The following is a 16,454-nucleotide window of genomic DNA, read 5'->3' as shown; positions in this document are numbered from 1 at the left end:
CACCGCTTACATCGAGCCTGCGGTCAGGGCGTAAAAATCCGCGAAATGATAGCCCTAGGCGCAGGCTCGGCGCCGTAGGCGCAGAATGGGCCCATCTTGCGGCCGAGCTCAGGAACGATAGCCCGTTCAGAACCGGTAGCGCAGAATACGCGCCTTACGAGCCGCGGCCTTGGACTTTCCGGATAGCTTGGTGGCCAAGCGAATCCAGCCCGGAAACAGATCCACCTCGGGGGCGTGGGCCAGGCTGGCTTCCTCGACCAGCCTCAACCGCGGATTCCACGACTCGGGCACGCGGGCATCTTTGAACCCGGCATACCCCCACTCACTGCCGACTTGGGAGAACATCTGCTGCGGCGCCAATTTCACCGCGACGCGGCTGAACCAGCCGATGCGTCCGTAGTCGTTGAAAGCCAGCTCGCCCGAACCGAAATGCTCAGTGACGCGTCGGAAGATGGCGACGATCACCGTCTCCGACAAGAACGCGAAAAGGCCGTCGGCGATCACCATGGCGGGCCGGTCGGCGGGGATAGCGTCCGGCCAGCTGCTCTCGGCCACCGACGCGGCGACCGAATGGGCGCCCGCCCTGGCCGGCATCACCTTTTCCCGCAACGCGATGACCCGCGGCAAGTCGATGCTGTACCAGTCCACGGTGTCCGGCGGGCTGACCCGAAATACGCCGGTGTCCAGTCCGGCCCCGAGGTCGACGACGACGGCGTCGGGATGAGTCGCGACAAAACTGCGCACCCGGTCGTCGAGCATCTTGGCGCGCAGCGCCGACTGGCACACCACGCTGTCGGTCACGCCGAGCCCGGCGAAGTCGAAGTCGATCCTGCCGACGATCTCGTCGGCCAGCGTGTCGCCCAGAATCGACCGGGACCACCGGCTGTCGAGGGCGCGGGCGTACTGGGTGAGCAACGCCGTCTGCTCAATCGGCGAAAGCTCGCTGACGTCAATTCCCGATTGGTCCCCACGATTTCCCAACGTACGCGCCGCGCTCGCGATCACCACGCCTTCCGCCCTGCACTACGGCGGACGTACGCTCACCGATATGCGGGCAAACCTAGGAGAGCGGACATGACCACCAGCGAGCGCCCAACCACCATGTGCGAGGCTTTCCAGCGCACCGCGGCAATCGATCCGGATGCCGTGGCGCTGCGCACACCCCGTGGCACCCAGACACTGACCTGGCGTGAGTACGCCGATCAGGTGCGCAAGGTGGCTGCCGGGCTTGCGGGCTTAGGCGTTCGGCGCGGCGACACCATCTCGCTGATGATGGCGAACCGGATTGAGTTCTACCCGCTCGAGGTCGGCGCCCAACACGTTGGCGCCACGTCGTTTTCGGTGTACAACACCCTCCCGGCCGAACAACTGACCTACGTGTTCGGCAATGCGGGCACCAAGGTGGTGATCTGCGAAGAGCAGTATGTCGACCGCATCCGGGCCAGCGGCGCCGCCATCGAACACATCGTGTGCATCGACGGCACACCGGCGAACACGCTGTCGGTGGACGACCTGTACGCGGCGGCACAAGCGGATTTCGACTTCGAGTCGGCTTGGCGCGCCGCGCAGCCCGAGGACATCATCACCCTCATTTACACCTCCGGCACCACCGGAAACCCAAAGGGCGTGGAGATGACGCACACCAACCTGCTGTTCGAGGGTCGGGCCATCGACACCGTGCTCGGAGTCCGATTCGGTGACCGGATCACGTCGTTCCTGCCGTCGGCGCACATCGCCGACCGGATGTGTTGCCTATACCTGCAGGAGATGTTCGGTACCCAAGTCACCGTCGTGTCTGACGGTCGTGCGATCGTTGCCGCACTGCCCGACGTGCGCCCCACCATCTGGGGTGCGGTGCCTCGAGTGTGGGAAAAGCTCAAGGCCGGAATCGAATTCATGGTCAGCCACGAAACCGACGAAACCAAGCGGCAAGCATTGGACTGGGCCATGACAGTCGCCGCCAAACGCGCCGCGGCGCTGCTCGCCGGCGAAGAAATTCCCGACGACCTGGCGGTCGAATGGGCCAACGCCGACGACCTGGTGCTCTCTAAGCTTCGCGAGCGGCTCGGTTTCGGTGAGCTGCGGTGGGCGGTCTCGGGAGCCGCGCCGATCCCCAAAGAGACACTCGCCTTCTTCGCCGGCATCGGCATACCGATCGCCGAGCTGTGGGGGATGTCGGAGCTGAGCTGCGCCGCCACTCTCGTCCACCCCCGCGACGCGCGCCTTGGCACCGTCGGGAAACTGCTTCCGGGGCTGGAAGGCAAGATCGCCGAGGACGGCGAGTATCTGGTTCGCGGACCACTGGTGATGAAGGGTTACCGCAAGGAACCGGCCAAGACCGCGGAGGCGATCGACGAAGACGGGTGGCTGCACACCGGTGACATCCTCGAGGCCGACGCGGATGGCTACCTGCGCGTCATTGACCGCAAAAAGGAGTTGATCATCAATGCCGCCGGAAAGAACATGTCGCCGGCCAACATTGAGAACACCATCCTTGCGGCGTGCCCGATGGTGGGCGTGATGATCGCGATCGGTGACGCCCGGCCCTACAACACCGCGCTGATGGTCTTCGACGCCGACTCGGTCGGCCCCTATGCGGCCCAGCGCGGACTCGAGCCCACTCCCGCGGCGCTGGCATCAGACCCCGAGGTGATTGCCCGGATAGCCGCCGGAGTTGCGGAAGGCAACGCCAAGCTGTCCAGAGTGGAGCAGATCAAGCGCTTCCGGGTGTTGCCCACGTTGTGGGAGCCCGGCGGCGACGAGATAACGCTCACGATGAAGCTGAAGCGACGGCCGATCGTCACGAAATACGCCGCCGAGATCGAGGAACTCTACGCCGCTGAATTACCGCCCGACGTCCACGTGCCCGCCGCCATCGCAACGGTGCAGCCGGCGTGACCGGGAGAGCGGCGGCGACGGTGCGGGAAATCGGCCGCACTCGGGTGCGAAAGCTGTTGCAGCGCACCGGGATTCTTGACGAGTCGGTCACGGCGCTGCCGACCGACCCGGCCGAGGTACGACAGCTGTTGGGTGCCGGCTGGTACGAGGAGCGACTGCAAAAGCTGGCGGCCAACCTCGGGCGGGACCCCGAGAGCGTGCGTGTGGAAGCCGCATTTTACCTGCGCGAGGTCGCCGCATCCCGGGACGAACGCGCCGTGGAGGCGTGGCGGGGCTTCAGCCGTTGGCTGATGCGGGCCTATGACGTGCTGGTCGACGAGGACCAGATCGCTGCGCTGCGCAAGCTGGATCGCAAAGCCACGCTGGCGTTTGCGTTTTCGCATCGGTCATACCTGGACGGCATGCTGCTGCCAGAGAGCATCCAGGCCAACCGGCTCAGCCCGGCGCTGACCTTCGGGGGAGCCAACCTGAACTTCTTCCCGATGGGTGGCTTCGCCAAGCGCACCGGCACCATCTTCATCCGCCGTCAGACCAAGGACATTCCGGTCTACCGGTTCGTATTGCGCGCCTACACCGCGCAGCTGGTGCAAAACCACGTCAACCTGACCTGGTCGATCGAAGGCGGCCGCACCAGAACCGGCAAACTGCGGCCCCCGGTGTTCGGCATCCTGCGCTACATCAGCGATGCCGTCGACGAAATCGACGGTCCCGAAGTGTATTTGGTGCCGACCTCCATCGTGTATGACCAGCTGCACGAGGTCGAAGCAATGACCAATGAGGCCTACGGCGCGGTGAAACGCCCGGAAGACTTCCGCTTCCTGGTGCGGCTCGCACGCCAGCAGGGTGAGCGGCTGGGCCGGGCCTACCTCGACTTCGGCGAGCCGCTGCCGCTGCGCAAGCGCCTCGAGGAATTGCGCGCCTTGCAAACCGGTGAATCGGGCACCGGCACCGAGATCGAGCGCATCGCACTGGACGTGGAACACCGGATCAACCGCGCCACTCCGGTCACACCGACCGCGGTGGTCAGCCTCGCGCTGTTGGGCGCCGACCGCTCGCTGTCGATCAGCGAGGTGCTGGCCACGGTGCAGCCGTTGGCGAGTTACATCGCGGCGCGAAACTGGGCGGTGGCCGGCGCGGCCGACCTGACGAACCGCTCGACCATCCGATGGACCCTGCACCAGCTCGTCTCCTCCGGGGTGGTCAGCGTGTACGACGCCGGCACCGAGGCGGTCTGGGGCATCGGCGCCGACCAGCATTTGGTCGCCGCGTTCTACCGCAACACGGCCATCCATATCCTGGTCGACCGCGCCATCGCCGAAATGGCGTTGCTGGCCGCGACGGAGGAAGCGGCCGGCGGCTCGGTGCTGCCGGCGACCGTGCGCGACGAGGCGCTGAAACTTCGCGAATTGCTGAAGTTCGAGTTCTTGTTCTCCGCCCGAGCGCAGTTCGAGAAGGACCTCGCCGACGAGGTGCGGCTGATCGGGCCGGTGGAAGACACCACCAAGTCCGTCGCGGCCGCCGACGTACGACGGCTCCTGGAGTCGGCCGACCTACTGCTGGCCCATCTGGTGCTGCGCCCGTTCCTGGACGCCTACCACATCGTCGCCGACCGGCTGGCCGCGCACGAGGACGAGGCATTCGACGAGCAGGCTTTTCTGACCGAGTGCCTTCAGGTGGGCAAGCAGTGGGAGTTGCAGCGGCGCATCGCCAGCGCGGAGTCCAGGTCGATGGAGTTGTTCAAGACCGCCCTTCGGCTGGCCCGGCATCGCGAGTTGGTCGACGACGTCACCGACGGCATAGACGTTGCGCAACGGCGGCATCAGTTCGCCGACGAGATCGCCACCGCCATCAGACGGGTCAACGTGATCGCGGAGTTGGCCAGGACCGTTGGTCTGACCGCAACCACAACCGACGCACACAGTGGTGGGCATTGAATACGTTCCCGGGCGCGTCGGGCTATGGAGGGCTGCCTCTTGTGGGCGCGGTGACCCGGCAAACCTCGACCTCCTCAGGCAGGCCCTTGAGGCGTTGTGGGCCCAGGCTTTCGAAGGTCAGGCCCGATCCGGCGGAAAGGTCGCGAACTGTGCGGCTGGCCAAAACCTCGCCCGCGGCTGCCAGTGCGCCGATGCGAGCGCCGGTGTGCACGGCCATACCGCTCCACTCATCTCCGCGCCGCTGGCACTCACCGACGTGGACGCCGGCCCGGATTCGGATCCCGCGCGCGGCGAGGGCCGGGATCAGCTCCAGCGCGCACCGAACCGCCTTTGTCGGCCCATCGAAGAGCGCGAACACGCCGTCTCCCGTGTGCTTCGCCCGGTGGCCGCCATATTTCGCCAACATGCTGTCCACGACGCTGTCGTGGGCGTCGAGCTGGTGACGCCACCCAGCATCGCCGTGGACGCTGAGCAGTTCGGTGGAGCTCACTATGTCGGTGAACACCACGGTCTTCAGGAGCCGCTCGTCGGCGTTTTCGCTCGGCTTCTCGCAGACGAACTCCACGATCAACGGTGCTAATTCGGCGACGATGTCAAAGGGAGCGTGTGGTCCCGGCGGCAGTGGCTGAAACTGAGCCTCCGGAATGCCCGCCGCAAGGGCAGCGGCCGCCTCAAAGGGCACCAGCCGATCCCCGGGGCGGGCAAGAACCAATGTCGGCGCTCGTACCGAGGCCAGCACGCCGCGGACGTCGATCTCCATGAACGCTCTCCACCACAGCTTGGCCATCGCCGGACTGACCATGGCGCGTTGGAGCTTGCCGAACATCTCTCTGACGCCGGGCGTGTGGGCCGTCGCGCCGTGAAACAGATCGGCCAGCGCGCCTTCTCCCCAGTGACTGTCGATGTCGTCGAGCTGCGATGCGATTTCGGCAGGAGTGAACCCCCACGGGAAGTCGGGCAGCTCTTGCGAATATCGGGCCGCGCTGCCGTACACGATGAGCGAGCGAACCCGTTGCGGGTGGGCGGCGGCGAACATCACGCACACCGATCCGCCCTCGCTGCTGCCAAAGAGCGCTGCGCGGTCAACGCCCTCGGCGTCCAGAATCGCCCGCACATCGTCGAGACGCTGGTCTGCTGACAGTGACTGCGTCGACGGATCCGACAAGCCCGTCCCGCGCCTGTCCCAGACGATGAACCGGGTCGACCGGGCAAAGTACTCGATGAATTCCGCGTATAGGTTTCCCGGTTCGTCAATGGTGTCGACGTTGCTCAGCATCCATCCGGGTACCCAGACGACGAACGGGCCAGAAGCACCGAACACGCGGTAGGCCAAGCGCACATCCCCATTGCGTGCATAGCGCAGCAGGCCATCGGTCACGCCAACATCGTGACATCACCGCGGTCAGAAGGTCCTCAGATTCCGGGCTAGATTGTTTGGCATGCCGCTAACCGGAGAGTACGAACCATCGCCCTTGGATTGGTCCCGCGAACAAGCCGAGAAGTACGTCGCATCCGGCGGCGCCGAGGCCGCGGAGATGAAGGGTAAGCCCATCATCGTGCTGACCACCGTCGGCGCCAAGACCGGCAAGCTGCGCAAGACGCCGCTGATGCGGGTCGAGCACGACGGGCAGTACGCCGTCGTCGCCTCCCTCGGCGGCGCCCCGAAGAACCCGGTCTGGTACCACAACATCGTGAAGAACCCCCGGGTCGAGCTGCAGGACGGCAACGACACCCGCGAATACGACGCCCGGGAAGTGTTCGGCGACGAGAAGGCCGTGTGGTGGGAGCGGGCCGTCGCGGCCTGGCCGGACTATGCGGAGTACCAGAAGAAGACCGACCGGCAGATTCCGGTGTTCGTGCTGACCCCGGTGAGCTGAGTTGCCGCTGGCGTGGCATGGCACCATTGATCGGTGTCCGCTGAACTGAGCGTGAGCCCGCAGGGCCCCGGGAGTCTGCCGCTGTCCGCGGCCGACATCGACGGTGCGGCGAAGCGGATCGCTCCGGTGATTGCGCCCACCCCGCTGCAGCTGAGCGAACGGCTGTCGGACATCACCGGCGCGACGGTCTACCTCAAACGCGAAGACCTGCAAACCGTGCGCTCCTATAAGCTGCGCGGCGCCTACAACCTGTTGGTCCAGTTGTCCGATGAGGAACTGGCCGCCGGGGTGGTGTGCTCGTCGGCGGGCAACCACGCGCAGGGCTTCGCATACGCCTGCCGGTCGCTGGGTGTGCACGGCCGCGTCTATGTGCCGGCCAAGACGCCCAAGCAGAAGCGTGACCGGATCCTCTACCACGGCCGGGAGTTCATCGAGCTGATCGTCGGCGGATCCACTTACGATCTGGCCGCGGAAGCGGCGTTGGCCGACGTCGAGCGCACCGGCGCCACGCTGGTGCCGCCCTATGACGACCCGCGCACCATCGCCGGGCAGGGCACGATCGCCGTCGAAGTGCTGGCACAGCTGGACGAGGAGCCGGACCTGGTGGTGGTGCCGGTGGGTGGCGGCGGCTGCATCGCCGGCGTCACGACCTACCTCGCCGAGCGAACCACGAACACCTCGGTGCTGGGTATCGAGCCGGCCGGGGCCGCGGCCATGATGGCGGCGCTGGCCGCGGGGGAGCCGGTGACCTTGGACCACGTCGACCAGTTCGTCGACGGTGCCGCGGTGAGCCGCGCCGGCAACCTGACCTATGCCGCGCTGGCCGCCGCCGGCGACATGGTGTCGATTACCACCGTCGACGAGGGTGCGGTGTGCACCGCGATGCTCGACCTCTATCAGAACGAAGGCATCATCGCCGAGCCGGCGGGTGCGCTCGCGGTCGCGGGCCTGCTGGAAACCGACGTCGAGCCGGGATCCACGGTGGTGTGCCTGATTTCGGGCGGCAACAACGACGTCTCGCGCTACGGCGAGGTGCTGGAGCGCTCGCTGATCCACCTCGGCCTCAAGCACTACTTCCTGGTGGACTTCCCGCAGGAGCCCGGCGCGTTGCGCCGCTTCCTCGACGAGGTGCTCGGGCCAAACGACGACATCACCCTGTTCGAGTACGTCAAGCGCAACAACCGGGAGACCGGTGAGGCGCTGGTCGGCATCCAGCTGGGATCGGCCGCAGACCTCGACGGTCTGCTGGCGCGGATGCGGGCGACCGAGATCCACGTCGAAACCCTGCATCCCGGTTCCCCGGCGTACCGCTACCTGCTTTTGTAGGCCGAGCCCGGCTGCCGCGAGGGTGCGCAAATGTACAGGATTTCGACGTTTTGCCGTACATTTGCGCACCTTCGCGGGCTCAAGATCGCTGGTAATGCGTCAGGTATGGCGGCACCGGGGTAGTGGGGTGCAGGTCGTCGGCGGCGACGGGTGCACCGGCCGTCAGGCGCAGCGGTAGCACGCCGGCCCAGTGCGGCAGCGCGCAATCTTCCGGTTCGTCCGCCGCGCCGCCGGTGCGCACCTTGGCGGAGACTTCCACCAGGTCAAGGGCCAGCACCGCGGTCGCCGCGAGCTCCCGGTTGTTCGGCGTTCGGCAATCGGCGGCACGACCGGTCGCGATGTGGTCGAGCAGGCAATGCAGCGCCCGCAGCTTCTCCGCCGGGTCCTCGACCAGGCGTGCCTCACCGACCACGACCACCGAGCGGTACACCAGGGAATGGTGCAACGCCGAGCGGGCCAGCACCAGCCCGTCGACCAGCGTGACGGTGACGCAGACCTGCAGACCAGCGGCTTTCGCCGCGAGCATCGGGGCGCTGCCGGTAGAGCCGTGCAGGTACAGCGTTTCGTCGAGACGGGCGTGCGTGGTCGGCAACACCACTGGCGTTCCGGCGTTGACGTAACCCAGATGGCAGATCAACGCCTCGTCCAGGATGCGATGGATGGTTTCCCGGTCGTAGCGGGCGCGCTCGCGGTAGCGGCTGGGCGTCGTTCGCGGAGTGGGGTGGTACGCGGTTTCCATCGCTTGCCTTTATATTTGTACTAGTACATACTTGTTAGCGTGCCAGTACAATACAGCATAACCGGGTCGGGTGCCGAGTCGATAGCCGCCAGCGTCGAAGACGGCATCTCCGAGGGCGCCCTGGCGCCGGGCGATGCCCTACCGCCCATCCGGGAAGTCGCCGCCGAACTCGGTGTCAACCCCAACACCGTCGCGGCCGCGTACCGGCTGCTGCGAGAGCGTGGCGCGGTCGAAACCGCGGGCCGGCGGGGGACCCGGGTACGCTACCGGCCGGCGACGACGCCCCGGTCGTTGCTGGCCGTCGGCGTTCCGGAAGGAGCGCGCGACCTGTCGACCGGGAATCCAGACCCCCGGCTGTTGCCCATCGCGGCGGCGCGACTTGCCGCATCGGAGTCACGCGAGCCGGTGTTGTACGGGCAATCGGCGATCTCGGCCGAGTTGCTGGATTATGCCCGCGCCACGTTGAGCGCGGATGGCGTCCGGGCCGATTACCTGGCGGTGACCAGCGGCGCCCTGGACGGCATCGAGCGGGCGCTCACCGCACATTTGCGGCCGGGCGACCGGGTTGCCGTCGAAGACCCGGGTTGGGCCAACTTGCTGGATCTCCTTGCCGCGCTGGGACTTTCCGCGGAGCCCGTACAGGTTGACGACGAGGGGCCGGTGGTCCTCAGCATGGCGCGAGCGCTACGCCGCGGCGTGCGCGCGGTGGTGGTGACTTCCCGCGCCCAGAACCCGACCGGGGCCGCGTTGTCCGCCGAGCGAGCCAAAGCGCTGCGCAGCCTGCTGGCCGGCAAGACCGGCGAGGTGCTGGTTGTCGAGGACGATCACTGCGCCGGGATTGCCGGCGTGCCGCTGTATGCGTTGGCCGGATCGACGCGCCGCTGGGCTTTCGTGCGGTCGGCATCGAAGGCCTACGGCCCCGACCTGCGGTTGGCCATTCTCGCCGGAGATCGCCGCACCGTGGAGCGGATCAACGGACGGCTGCGTCTTGGACCCGGCTGGGTGAGTCATCTGCTGCAGGACCTCGCGGTCCGGCTGTGGTCCGACGACGCGGCGACGAGCCTGGTCGAGGAGGCCAAGGAGCGATATGCCAACACTCGCAACCGATTACGCGCCGCGTTGGCCGAGCGCGGAGTCACCGCTCACGGGCGTTCCGGGCTGAACGTCTGGGTCCCGGTGCCCGACGAGACGACGGCGATCACCCGGTTGCTCAGTGCGGGCTGGGCGGCGGCACCGGGGACCCGGTTCCGGATGGATTCCCCCGCGGGCGTGCGAATCACCATCGCAGACCTGGCTTACGGCGAGATCGACCGGCTGGCCGACGCGGTCGCCGAGGCCATACATGGAACCGGCCCGCCGAGTGTGTAGCGAGAGTGTGGCGAGCAGACGCAAAAGCTCCTCCACGCTCGGCGTGTCGGAAGCTTTTGCGTCTCGCGCCACTTAGGCGCGCGAATCTAGGCGCGCAGGATCGCGAAGGAATGACCGGGTAACTCGATGGCGTCGTCGCCAATGTCCGGCGAACTCCACGCCAGCACCAGCTCGCCGCTGATCGGCACCGAGACCGGCTCTGCGCCGAGGTTGCAGGCAATCGAAAGCCGTCCGCGGCGCTGCACTATCCACCGCTCAGCTTCGTCGTAGTCGACGCTGAGGTGCTCCAGCCACGGATCGGCAAGCTCAGACTCGTTGCGCCGCAACGCGATCAGGTCGCGATACACACCCAGCAGCCGGGCGTGGTCGCCGCGGGCCGGTTCATCCCAGTCCAGCTTGGAGCGCATGAAAGTCTGCAGATCCTGCGGGTCGGGAATGTCGTCCGCGTTCCAGCCGTGCTCGGCAAACTCAGCTTTGCGTCCTTCGGCGGTGGCTCGCGCCAATTCGGGTTCGGGGTGCGAGCTGAAGAACTGGAACGGCGTAGACGCTCCCCACTCCTCGCCCATGAAAAGCATTGCCGTATAAGGGCTTCCAAGCGCCAGCGCGGCTTTGACCGCCAGCTGCCCGGCCGTCAGATTTTGCGAGGGCCGGTCGCCAAGGGCGCGGTTGCCCACCTGGTCGTGGGTGCAGGTGTAGGCAACCAGCCGGGAGGCTGGGATCGCTGACACATCCAGCGGGCGCCCGTGTCGCCGCCGCCGGAACGACGAGTAGGTGCCCGCGTGAAAAAAGCCCTGGCGTAGCGTCTGCGCCAGCGTCGCCAGTGAACCGAAATCGGCGTAGTAGCCTTGGCGTTCGCCGGAGACCGCGGTGTGGATGGCGTGGTGGATGTCGTCGTCCCACTGCGCGGTCACCCCGTAGCCGCCGGCGTCGCGCGGTGTGACCAGCCGCGGATCGTTGCGGTCACTCTCGGCGACCAACGACAGCGGACGTCCCAATTGCCGTGACAGCCGGTTGGTTTCGGTGGCCAGCTCCTCGAGGATATGGATCGCGGTGGTGTCCACCAGAGCGTGCACGGCATCCAGGCGCAGCCCGTCGGCGTGGAAGTCACGCATCCAGCGCAGCGCGCATCCGATGATGTAGCGGCGCACCTCGTCGGAGTCGGCGTCGGCGATGTTGATGCCTTCCCCCCACGGATTGCTCGCCGACGACAGGTACGGGCCGAACCGGGGCAGGTAATTGCCCGACGGCCCCAGATGGTTGAACACCGCGTCGATCAGCACCCCCAGGCCCCGGGCGTGGCAGGCGTCGACGAAGCGGACCAGGCCGTCGGGCCCGCCGTAGGGCTCGTGCACGCTGTACCACAACACACCGTCGTATCCCCAACCATGGGTTCCGGCAAAGGAGTTGACCGGCATCAGCTCGACGAACTCGACGCCAAGATCCGCCAAATACTCCAGCTTGTCGACGGCGGAGTCGAAAGTGCCGTCAGCGGTGAAGGTTCCGATATGCAACTCGTAGATCACCGCACCCTCGACCGACCGGCCCGACCAGCCATCATCGGTCCAGGTGACGTCCGACGGATCCCATAGCTGCGAGTGCGCATGTACCCCGTCGGGCTGACGCGGAGAGCGCGGGTCGGGCAGCACCTTCGGGTCGTCGTCGAGTAGATACCCGTAGCGGGCCTCCGGTGCGGTGTCAACCGTCGTGTGCCACCAGCCGTCGTCCGAGCGGCGCATCTCATACTCGGTGCCCTCGACATCGAGGCGCACTTGCTCGGGCGTCGGTGCCCACACTCGGAAATCAGTCACCGTTGCGCTCCAGCAGGACGACGGGCAGCTCGGCGAACAACTCGGCGGCCGAAGTCGGCCCGCTGGCCATGGCGCCGGTGAGGGTATCGGTCCAGGACCCCTCGGGCAGCGGCAGCACCGTGTTGCCCCAGCCGGTTTCGGCCAGCCGCACGGTCCACCGGGTCACCGCCACCACCACGTCGTCACCGCGCTGAAAAGCCACAATGTGATCGCTGGCCTGCCCGTCGGCCAGCACCGGACGATATCTGCCCCGCAGGAAGGTATCCGGTCGGGAGCGCCGTAGCCGAAGCGCGGTGGTGACGACCCGGATCTTGGGGTGCCGCAACTCCTCAAGTGCGGCTCGCCTGGCCGCATAGTCGACCGGACGGCGGTTGTCCGGGTCGACCAAACTGTCGTCCCACAGCTCGGTGCCCTGGTAGGTGTCGGCGATTCCCGGCACGGTCAGCGCGAGCAGCTTCTGGCCCAGGGCGTCGCTGGCGGCATGCGGATTGAGTTGGGCCACAAGTTCGGTCAGCGCCTCGGCCACCGGTCCGTCCAGCACGGTGTCCAGCCAGCGGTGCACGGCCTCCTCGAAATCGGTGTCCGGATCGTTCCACGAGGTGTGCCAAGCCGCTTCCCGGATGGCCTTCTCGGCGTAGGCGTGCAGCCGGCCACGCAGCTGGTCATCCACCTCTCCGCTGACCGGCCATACCCCGAAGATGTTCTGCCACAAGAAGTGTCCGGTCGCCGGATCGGGCGACGGTGCCTCGATCTCCCAGCGGGCGACGAATTCCGACCACAGCGACGGCACCTGCGACAGCACGCCGATGCGGGCGCGCACGTCCTCGCCGCGCTTGGTGTCATGCGTGGTCAGCGCGGTCATTGTGTGCGGCCACAGCCGGGCACGGCTGGCGGCGCGGTGGTGAAACTCCGCGGTTCCCAGGCCGAACCGATGCGGCTCGCCGCCCACCTCGTTGAGCGAGACCAGCCGGGAATCCCGGTAGAACATGCAGTCCTCGACGGCCTTGGCGGTCACCGCGCCGCACAGTTGTTGCAGCCGCGTCGCCGGTTCACCGTCGCGAGCCAGCGCCGCGGCCAGCACCTCCAGGGGTTGGCCCAATTCCGGTGCGGCCGCCAGGGTTTCGGCCAGCGCCGTGGGCAGGATGGCAGCCAGGCCGGGGTAGTCGGAGCGGTAGACGCCGATGTGGGTCAGCAGCGCGGCCACCGCGTCGGGCAGCAGCGGATGGTCGCGGCCCGCCGCGGCGACGATAGACCGCCGCAGCCGGGCCAGTTCCGGCGCCAAAGTCTTGGTGACCGCACGGATCTTCAAGTCCGCCAACATCTCCGGCATGCTGCGATAGTCGACACCGGCGGAGTCAGCCAACGCGGTCAGCGCCGATTCCCCGCTGGGGTCGACGAAGACGCCGCCCACCTCCCGCAGCACGTCGTAGCCGGTCGTGCCCGCCACTGGAAGCGTCGGCTCCAGCGCTTCGTCGACGGCAAGGATCTTCTCGATCACGATCCAGGCCTTGGGGCCCAACAGTTCTCGCAGCCGGACCAGGTACGCACAGGGGTCGGACAGTCCGTCGGGATGGTCGATGCGCACCCCGTCGACCAGACCCTCGGCGAACCAGCGAGCCACTTCGGCGTGGCTGGCGTCGAACACCGCGCGATCTTCCTGACGCAGCCCGGCCAGCGAGGTGATCGAGAAGAATCGGCGATAGCCGCACACTCCGTTTCGCCAGCCCACCAATCGGTAGTGCTGGCGCTCGTGCACCTCGGGCCCGGTCCCCTCGGAAGTGCCGGGTGCGATCGGCAGCGCGAGGTCACCGAGCCGCAACAGATCGCCGTCGACCCGCAAATCGGCGACGTCCTCGTCAGAACCCAGTACCGGCAACACAATTCGGCCGTCCTGAAGGTCCCAGTCGATGTCGAAGAAGTCCGCGTAAGGCGAGGAGCGGCCGTTCCGCAACACGTCCCACCACCACGGGTTCTGCTGGGGCTGGTCTATCCCGACGTGGTTGGGCACGATGTCGACGACCAGGCCCATGCCGCGGGCCCGGGCCGCCGCCGACAGCCGCGCCAGGCCCTCCGGTCCGCCGAGTTCCGGCGACACCGCCGTCGGGTCGGCAACGTCATAGCCGTGGCTCGACCCGGGGACCGCGGTCATGATCGGGGACAGGTACAGGTGTGACACCCCTAGCTCGTCGAGGTAATCCAGCAGGTTCTCGGCGTCGGCGAAGGTGAACGCGAACCCGCTGGATTCACCGCGCAGCTGTAACCGGTAGGTGGAGAGTACGGGAAAAGCCATGCGTCAGGCGGTCTTACGCAGCACGAGCAGGGAACGTGCCGGTACCGGCACCGCGGTCTCGGCCGCCACCACCAGGTCGTTGTCGCCGACGGGATCGTTGGTGTCCAACGCGGCGGTCCACTCCTGGGCATAGTCGTCCTGCGGGGTGACGAACTCCACCTCTTCGTCATGTGCGTTGAAGCACAACAGGAATGAGTCATCGACCACTCGCTCGCCGCGCGCGTTGGGGGCGGTGATCGCATCGCCGTTGAGGAACACCGCCACACATTTGTGATGAAAGCTCTTGTCCCAATCCTCGTGGGTCATCTCCCGGCCGCTGGGGGTCAGCCAGGCGATATCGCGGACCTCGTCGCCGCTGCGAATCGGCTCGCCCTCGAAGAATCGGCGCCGCCGAAACACCGGATGGTGCTTGCGCAGATCGGTCGCCTTGCGCGCGAACGTCAGCAGATCGACATTCTTGTCGACCAATGACCAATCCATCCAAGCCAATTCGGAGTCCTGGCAGTAGACGTTGTTGTTGCCCAGCTGGGTGCGGCCGATCTCGTCGCCGTGCGCGATCATCGGGGTGCCCTGGCTGATCATCAGCGTGGCCCAGAAATTGCGCATCTGACGGCAGCGCAGCGCCACGATGTCGGGGTCGTCGGTGGGACCCTCGACGCCGCAGTTCCACGACCGGTTGTGGCTTTCTCCGTCGCGGTTGTCCTCACCGTTGGCCTCGTTGTGCTTCTCGTTGTAGGACACCAGGTCGTTGAGGGTGAACCCGTCGTGGGCGGTGACGAAGTTGATGCTGGCGCTGGGTCGCCGGCCGGTCACCTCGTAGAGGTCCGACGAGCCGGTCAGCCGCGAGGCGAACTCACCCAGGGTCGCGGGTTCGCCCCGCCAGTAGTCACGCACAGTATCGCGATACTTCCCGTTCCACTCGGTCCACAAACCGGGAAAATTTCCAACCTGGTAGCCGCCCTCGCCGACATCCCACGGCTCGGCGATCAGTTTGACCTGGCTTACCACCGGATCTTGCTGCACCAGATCGAAAAACGCGCTCAGCCGGTCGACGTCGTGCAGCTCGCGGGCCAGCGTGGAGGCCAGGTCGAAGCGGAAGCCGTCGACATGCATTTCCAGCACCCAGTAGCGCAGCGAGTCCATGATCAGCTGCAGGGTGTGCGGGTGCCGCGCGTTGAGGCTGTTGCCGGTGCCCGTGTAGTCCTTGTACAACCGCAGATCTTCGTCGACGAGCCGGTAGTAGGCCTTGTTGTCGATGCCGCGGAAGTTGATCGTCGGGCCCAGGTGGTTGCCCTCGGCGGTGTGGTTGTAGACCACGTCGAGGATGACTTCGATGCCGGCTTCGTGCAGGCTGCGCACCATCATCTTGAACTCGGCCACCGCGCTGCCGGCCTGCCGGGTCGACGCGTACTGGTAGTGCGGTGCGAAGAACCCGAATGTGTTGTAGCCCCAGTAGTTTCGCAGGCCGAGGTCAAGCAGCCGCTGGTCATGCATGAATTGGTGCACCGGCATCAGTTCGAGCGCGGTGACGTTGAGCGACTTGAGATGGTCGATGACCGCCGGGTGGGCCAGCCCGGCGTAGGTGCCCCGCAGCTCTTCGGGGACGCCGGGATGAGTTTGTGTCATGCCCTTGACGTGGGCCTCGTAGATGACCGTCTCGTGGTAGGGGGTGAGCGGTGCCCGGTCGAACGCCCAGTCGAAGAAGGGATTGATCACCACACTGGTCATGGTGTGGCCGAGCGAATCGACCATCGGCAGGGGTCCCGCGGAGTTGCCTTCGGGGTCAACGGCGTTCAAGTCATAGGAGAACAGCGCCTGCCCGAAGGTGAAGTCGCCGTCGAACGCCTTGCCGTAGGGGTCGAGCAGTAGCTTGCTCGGGTCGCAGCGGTGACCGGCGGCAGGGTCGAAGGGACCGTGCACACGAAATCCGTAGCGCTGTCCCGGGACGATGTTCGGCAAGTAGGCGTGCCAGACATAGCCGTCCACCTCGTCGAGCGGGATCCGGGACTCGCTGCCGTCCTCGCCGATCAGGCATAACTCGACCTTCTCGGCGATCTCGGAGAACAGCGAAAAATTCGTGCCGGCACCGTCATACGTGGCACCCAGCGGATAGGCGGTGCCCGGCCACACGGTGGGCAGCGTCGGTTCGGTACCTCCTGCGTCCTCGGCGCTGTTCGACATCACTCGACCTTATCCGGGTCGCCGTGACCCGGC

General features: G+C 66.7%; 11 protein-coding genes. 5 read left to right on the top strand and 6 right to left on the bottom strand.

Features of this window, described 5'->3' with window-relative positions; translation table 11 throughout:
- Positions 1-126 precede the first annotated feature (126 nt).
- Positions 127-1,008 (bottom strand): class I SAM-dependent methyltransferase, encoded by an 882-nt coding sequence (locus tag AC5Y2L_RS11430; protein WP_499938681.1) that lies wholly within the window; start codon positions 1,006-1,008, stop codon positions 127-129.
- 66 nt (positions 1,009-1,074) lie between these two features.
- On the opposite strand from AC5Y2L_RS11430, the gene fadD11 reads away from it, so the two are divergent.
- On the top strand, positions 1,075-2,898 hold the full coding sequence (fadD11, locus tag AC5Y2L_RS11425; protein WP_499938683.1) for a fatty acid--CoA ligase FadD11: 1,824 nt from the start codon (positions 1,075-1,077) through the stop codon (positions 2,896-2,898).
- Complete coding sequence (locus AC5Y2L_RS11420; protein ID WP_499938684.1) at positions 2,895-4,832, top strand: lysophospholipid acyltransferase; 1,938 nt, start codon at positions 2,895-2,897, stop codon at positions 4,830-4,832. Before fadD11 ends, AC5Y2L_RS11420 begins: the two co-directional genes overlap by 4 nt.
- 22 nt (positions 4,833-4,854) lie before the next feature.
- Here AC5Y2L_RS11420 and AC5Y2L_RS11415 read toward each other — a convergent pair whose 3' ends face one another.
- Positions 4,855-6,210, bottom strand: coding sequence for an adenylate/guanylate cyclase domain-containing protein (locus AC5Y2L_RS11415; protein WP_499938686.1), 1,356 nt, complete (start codon positions 6,208-6,210; stop codon positions 4,855-4,857).
- 61 nt (positions 6,211-6,271) lie between these two features.
- Here AC5Y2L_RS11415 and AC5Y2L_RS11410 point away from each other — a divergent pair, with 61 nt between their 5' ends.
- Entirely contained in the window at positions 6,272-6,709 is a 438-nt protein-coding gene (locus AC5Y2L_RS11410; protein WP_499938688.1) for a nitroreductase family deazaflavin-dependent oxidoreductase, read from the top strand.
- A 33-nt stretch (positions 6,710-6,742) separates the two neighbouring features.
- Complete coding sequence (gene ilvA, locus AC5Y2L_RS11405) at positions 6,743-8,035, top strand: threonine ammonia-lyase (RefSeq protein ID WP_499938690.1); 1,293 nt, start codon at positions 6,743-6,745, stop codon at positions 8,033-8,035.
- 79 nt (positions 8,036-8,114) lie between these two features.
- On the opposite strand, the gene AC5Y2L_RS11400 is transcribed toward ilvA, so the two are convergent.
- On the bottom strand, positions 8,115-8,774 hold the full coding sequence (locus tag AC5Y2L_RS11400) for a pyridoxamine 5'-phosphate oxidase family protein (protein ID WP_499938692.1): 660 nt from the start codon (positions 8,772-8,774) through the stop codon (positions 8,115-8,117).
- 39 nt (positions 8,775-8,813) lie between these two features.
- Between AC5Y2L_RS11400 and AC5Y2L_RS11395 the strand changes: the two genes are divergently transcribed.
- Positions 8,814-10,142: an aminotransferase class I/II-fold pyridoxal phosphate-dependent enzyme gene (locus AC5Y2L_RS11395; RefSeq protein WP_499938693.1), complete on the top strand. Its 1,329-nt coding sequence runs from the start codon at positions 8,814-8,816 to the stop codon at positions 10,140-10,142.
- A gap of 86 nt (positions 10,143-10,228) precedes the next feature.
- Here AC5Y2L_RS11395 and treZ read toward each other — a convergent pair whose 3' ends face one another.
- The 3 genes from treZ to glgX are packed head-to-tail and all read right to left on the bottom strand — an operon-like array spanning position 10,229 to position 16,421.
- Positions 10,229-11,950: a malto-oligosyltrehalose trehalohydrolase gene (gene treZ / locus AC5Y2L_RS11390; RefSeq protein ID WP_499938695.1), complete on the bottom strand. Its 1,722-nt coding sequence runs from the start codon at positions 11,948-11,950 to the stop codon at positions 10,229-10,231.
- On the bottom strand, positions 11,943-14,240 hold the full coding sequence (gene treY / locus AC5Y2L_RS11385) for a malto-oligosyltrehalose synthase (protein ID WP_499938697.1): 2,298 nt from the start codon (positions 14,238-14,240) through the stop codon (positions 11,943-11,945). The genes treZ and treY overlap by 8 nt, the downstream gene beginning before the upstream one ends.
- Positions 14,241-14,243: 3 nt before the next feature.
- Positions 14,244-16,421: a glycogen debranching protein GlgX gene (gene glgX / locus AC5Y2L_RS11380; RefSeq protein ID WP_499938699.1), complete on the bottom strand. Its 2,178-nt coding sequence runs from the start codon at positions 16,419-16,421 to the stop codon at positions 14,244-14,246.
- Positions 16,422-16,454 lie beyond the last annotated feature (33 nt).

This window comes from Mycobacterium sp. NGS66, from assembly GCF_059812225.1.
This window is presented reverse-complemented; position numbering and strand designations above follow the sequence as displayed.